Consider the following 3,802-nt stretch of genomic DNA (forward strand, 5'->3'; position numbering starts at 1 on the left):
CAACATCAATAACCCCACTTCTTATCAAAGTTTCAGCTATCTCAAGAGCCTGTTCTCCATAATCTGGTTGGGAAATTATTAAATCCTCAAGGTTTACACCAATAGCCTTCGCATATTTAGGGTCAAAAGCATGCTCTGCGTCAATAAATACTGCTTTTCCACCTCTTTTTTGTGCCTCTGCTATTAAATGAAGTGTTAGTGTGGTTTTTCCTGAGCTTTCAGGACCAAAAACTTCTATAACCTTACCTCTTGGAAAACCATTTACTCCTGTAGCTAAATCCAAAGAGATAGAACCTGAAGGTATAGTTTCTACTGTTTTAATTGCATCTGAAGAAAAGGTCATTACAGAACCTTTTCCAAATTTTTTCTCAATTTGAGATAGAGCTGTTTCTAAAGCTTTCCTTTTTGCTTCAAGTTCTTTTGCGTTTTCAACTTCTGCAGTCATTTATAATATGCCTCCTGATTTTTTACTCAGCTTTTACAACCCTTGGCACCACAAAAAATCCATCCTCAGCTTGAGGAGCGTTTTTTAATGCTTCTTCTTGAGATAATCCAGATTTAACTTCATCTTTTCTCAAAGGTGCCGGAGTATCAATTAGCTCATAGAATGGTAATATATTTTCTGTTTCTAATTCTTCAAGTTTTTCTATAAACTGTATTATTTGTGGAAGTTGTTTTGAAAACAGCTGAATTTCTTTTTCTGAAAGCTGAAGTTTTGAAAGCTGTGCTATTTTTAAAACTGTATCTTTATCTATCATTTTAAACACCCCTTATGACAAAAATCATTTTAAAAAGAATAACTTAGAATATAATTATAATCAAGCTTTAAAGTTTGAAATGGGCTTTAAAAGCATCCCCCTCCCTCCCCCTCCATTTCCTGCGGGTTCGCCTCAATAAGCGACCCGCCTTTTTATTTTTTGCCCTTTTTTCTTCTCTTTTTGAAGTAATTTTCTATCCATTTTAAAGCCTTTTCACGTTTATCAATTAGCTGTTCTTGTCCGTTTTTATCAAAAGCGCTTTTTGCTTTTCTGAAAGTTGATATGTTTTCATAGCCTCTTTCTTTGCTTTATTAATCCATTTTTTTATTTTTTCTTTATCTTCTAAAACATCTTCAGGGAGCTCAATACCTGTTTTCTCTGCTAAAGACTTTGCGTAAGCAATCTGCTTTTCTGAAGGTTTTGTTTCTTTATGGGCTTCTATAAACTTAGACAACTCTTCAGGGTTATCAAGTATATCAGAAATATCTCTATTGTGTTTTTTAGCAAGGTCTAAAGCATAATTTAGCATTTTTTTAGAAATCGCTTTTGTTTTTCTGTTTGTTGATTTTTCATATAACTCTTTTACAAACTCCTTCCAATTTTTCTTATTTTGTTCAACAAAATCTAAGAATTCTTCCATTCTTTTTGTAAAATCGTAATCTATAACCCATTTATAATGTTTATCAAGGTAGTCAATTAGATGAAAAGCATTTTCAGTAGGCACTAAACTCATTCCCTGTTTTATGACATATCCTCTATCTTTTATGGTTTTCATTATAGAAGCATAAGTTGAAGGTCTTCCAATGCCAAGTTCTTCAAGTTTTTTTATTAAAGTAGCTTCACTATATCTTGCAGGAGGTTTTGTCCATTTTTCTTCAAGTTTCTGGTCTATCTTATCAACAACTTCTCCTTTTTCTAACGGCGGTAAAAGCTGTTTCTCACCTTGCTCATTTTCTTCTTCCATATATACCTTTTTATATCCTTCAAATTTCAGTATAGAACCAGTGGTTTTAAACTTATGTTTTTTTATTTCAAATACTGCAGTTGTTCTTTCAAAAATTGCATCCTGCATTTGGGAAGCAATAGTTCTTTCGTAAATAAGCTTTAAAAGTTTAAAATGGTCGTCTGTAAGGCCTTTTTGTTTAATCAGGTTCTTTTGTTTTTCAAGATTAACAAAGTTTGTTATTCTTATAGCTTCGTGGGCATCAGCCTGGGTATTTTTAGATTTATAAGTTCTTGCCCTTGTCGGTAAATACTCACTTCCAAACTCATTTTTTATAAAGTCTCTTATACCTGCAACTGCTTCTTTGGATATCCTGACGCTGTCTGTTCTGTGATAAGTAATTAAACCGCTCTCAAACAAATCCTGAGCAAGCATCATTGTCTTTTCAGGAGCAAATTTTAGGTTTGAACTTGCTGCCTGCTGAAGTGTAGATGTAGTAAAAGGTGGTTTTGGTTTTTGTTTTACCTCTTTTTTTTCTACTTTTACTACTTTGGCTTTTTTTTCAGGCTTTATTTCTTCAAATATCTTTTCTGCTTTTTCTTTATCTTCAATTTTTGCTTTTTCATAGCCGGCTGTAAATTTAAAGCTGTCCTTCTCTAAAAAAACAGTTAAAACATAGTAAGGAGTAGGCTTAAATTCTTTTATTTCTTTTTCCCTTTCAACAACAAGTCTTACAGCAGGAGACTGAACCCTACCAACAGAAAACCTTCCTCCAATCTCTTTAGAAGCATTTGGCGAAAGGGTATATCCAACTACTCTATCTCCTACTCTTCTTCCAAGAAATGCGTTAAATAATCCAAAGTTGGTTTTTTCAAATTCTGGAGCGTTTTTTATTACTTCTTTTATATGTTTTTCTGTTATTTCGTGAAACTCAGCTCTTTTTATATCTTTTGCTTTTTTCTTAAGCTCTTCATACATAAAATATCCAATAGCATATCCTTCTCTATCTGGGTCTGTAGCAATGTATACCTCTTTATCTTTTGCAAGTTTTTTTATTTCAGAAAGCATTTTCTTATGTTTAGGGGATTTAATTACGAAACTTGGTTCAAATGTTTTTAGGTCAACACCCATCTCTTTTTCAGGAAGGTCTTTAAAATGACCTACAGTTGCTTTTACAAGATAGTCTTTTCCTAAGAATTTTTGAATTTCTTTTGCCTTTTTAGGAGACTCTACAATAACTAATTTTTTTGCCAATTTTTACCTCTTTTTAATTTTTTATTTCTCTTATAGCAGAAGATACAGTCCAGTATATTAATAACAACATATTTATAGTTATTAGAATATAAATAATTATGTCAAGCATTTTTATCCTCCAGATTTTTCATACGTCTTTTTATCCTGCTATCTAATAAAATTACATTAACAAGCAAAGAAAAGAAAGATAAAGAAGCAAAAACAAGCAAAAGCTTCAACAAATTTTCTCCTTTCCCATAAATCCAGAATATCAGTGTAAAAAATGCCGTTCCAATTGTTATTAAAATAAACGTTAACATTTTTAAATATTCTATCTTTGCTTTCAAAATTTCAAGTTCTTTTTCTTTATCTTTCATCAGCCTTAACCAATGGGTCTTTTACTCCAACACTTTCAAAAGCTTCCTGTCTTTGCCTGCAAGTTGCACATTCTCCGCAAGGTGGAATTGTACCCCTATAGCAAGAATAAGTCTTTTCATAAGGAACTCCAAGCTCAAGTCCAAGCTTTAAAACATCTGTTTTTGTCATTCCCAAAAATGGTGTATAAACCTTTATCCTGTTTTTCTTTTTTGCCACCATTACAGAAGAAGCATTTATAACAGCCTCTGCAGAAGATGCAAACTCTGCACGGCAGTCTGGATAAGGGCTATCAACAGAATGTATGCCTATTCCTATATTTTCAATCTCATAAACATCACAAAAAGATGCTGCTATTGACAAAAAATTTAAGTTTCTCATGGGAACTGTAGTTATAGGTGGCTGGTCTGGATAATCTTCTGAGGGTATATCTACCTTTTCATCTGTTAATGCACTTCCTTCTATACCTTTAAGATGAGGTATATCTACAATA

4 protein-coding genes and 1 pseudogene are annotated in these 3,802 nt (G+C 32.5%); all 5 read right to left on the minus strand.

Features of this window, described 5'->3' with window-relative positions:
- A pseudogene (locus HG1285_RS05470) lies at positions 1–445 on the minus strand (DNA recombination/repair protein RecA); the annotation flags it as partial.
- A gap of 22 nt (positions 446–467) precedes the next feature.
- A complete protein-coding gene (gatC, locus tag HG1285_RS05465) occupies positions 468–758 on the minus strand; it encodes an Asp-tRNA(Asn)/Glu-tRNA(Gln) amidotransferase subunit GatC (protein ID WP_008288388.1) in 291 nt (96 codons plus the stop codon).
- 226 nt (positions 759–984) lie between these two features.
- Positions 985–2,955, minus strand: coding sequence for a type I DNA topoisomerase (gene topA / locus HG1285_RS05460; protein ID WP_008288389.1), 1,971 nt, complete (start codon positions 2,953–2,955; stop codon positions 985–987).
- A 101-nt stretch (positions 2,956–3,056) separates the two neighbouring features.
- Complete coding sequence (locus HG1285_RS05455; protein WP_008288390.1) at positions 3,057–3,311, minus strand: hypothetical protein; 255 nt, start codon at positions 3,309–3,311, stop codon at positions 3,057–3,059.
- On the minus strand, positions 3,301–3,802 hold a 502-nt coding region (locus tag HG1285_RS05450), incomplete at its 5' end, for a 7-cyano-7-deazaguanine synthase (protein ID WP_032496838.1). The genes HG1285_RS05450 and HG1285_RS05455, both read right to left, overlap by 11 nt.

It is taken from the genome of Hydrogenivirga sp. 128-5-R1-1 (genome assembly GCF_000171895.1).

Excerpts from the sequence above, each read along its gene's own strand:
- HG1285_RS05455 (WP_008288390.1), bottom strand. The coding sequence starts at position 3,311 with ATGAAAGATAAAGAAAAAGAACTTGAAATTTTGAAAGCAAAGATAGAA.
- gatC (WP_008288388.1), bottom strand. The coding sequence starts at position 758 with ATGATAGATAAAGATACAGTTTTAAAAATAGCACAGCTTTCAAAACTT.